1 protein-coding gene is annotated in these 1,044 nt (G+C 67.8%); it reads left to right on the top strand.

Annotation, left to right across the window (positions count from 1 at the left end; genetic code table 11):
• A partial coding sequence (gene manA, locus RMN95_RS09380) for a mannose-6-phosphate isomerase, class I (RefSeq protein WP_309616656.1) occupies positions 1 to 1,044 on the top strand: 1,044 nt, incomplete at both ends.

Here is a 1,044-nt window from a genome sequence, read left to right as displayed (position 1 = left end):
GGGTCAGACGGCGCGATCTCGACGCTGCTGGGATTCGAGGCATCCGGAGCCCCCGAGGCCGAGCTGTGGCTCGGTGCCCACCCGGGGTCGCCGAGCCGGATCGTGGGGTCGAACGACACCCTTCTGGATGTTGTCGACGGTCGGCTGCCGTTTTTGCTCAAGGTGCTCGCCGCCGGTTCGCCGCTGTCGCTGCAGGCGCACCCGACCATGGCGCAGGCGGCCGAAGGGTTCGCACGCGAGAATGCGCTGGGCATCCCGCTCGACGCGCCGAACCGCAACTACAGGGATGCCTTTCATAAGCCCGAACTGATTTACGCCCTCAGTGACGAATTTGATGCGCTGTGCGGCTTCAGGCCTGCCGCCGACCTTCGGGGCATGCTCGCGGCGGTCGCGCCCGAGGCGGCGGCGCCGCTGCTGGAGCGCCTCACGGGCGACGAGTCGCTGCGCGGCGTCTTTGAGTGGCTGATCACCCGCGGCGAGGGGGTCGACGAACTGGTGGCCGCCGTGTCTGGGCTCGCCGTTTCTGAGCTGCGCGCCGACTCCACACCCGAGCTGGCCACCGTCGCGCTGCTCGCCGAGAACTACCCTGGCGACCCCGGGATCGTGATTTCGCTGATGCTCAACCGGGTCACCCTGAAAGCTGGTGAGGCGCTGTATCTGCCGGCCGGAAACATCCACGCCTACCTTTCGGGCCTGGGCATCGAACTGATGGCGTCCTCTGACAATGTGCTGCGCGGGGGGCTCACCCCGAAGCACATCGACGTGCCCGAACTGCTCAGCGTGCTCGACTTCCGGCCGCTGCCAGTGCCCTACCTTATGCCGCGGTCGCCGGCTGCCGGAGTCGCGGTGTTCAGGCCAGTCGACGCCGACTTCGCGCTGCTGGTGATTGAAGTGGATGCGGTGCTGCCCCTCGACGGGCCCGCGATCGCCCTGTGCCTCGACGGCGAATTCACGCTGGGAGGGGCTTCGACGCTGCACCGTGGAGATGCCGTCTACATCTCGGACGAATCATCCCTGGATGTGCGGGGCGCCGGATCGCTTGTC

This window comes from Salinibacterium sp. (genome assembly GCF_031364185.1).
GTDB lineage: Bacteria > Actinomycetota > Actinomycetes > Actinomycetales > Microbacteriaceae > Rhodoglobus.
This window is presented reverse-complemented; position numbering and strand designations above follow the sequence as displayed.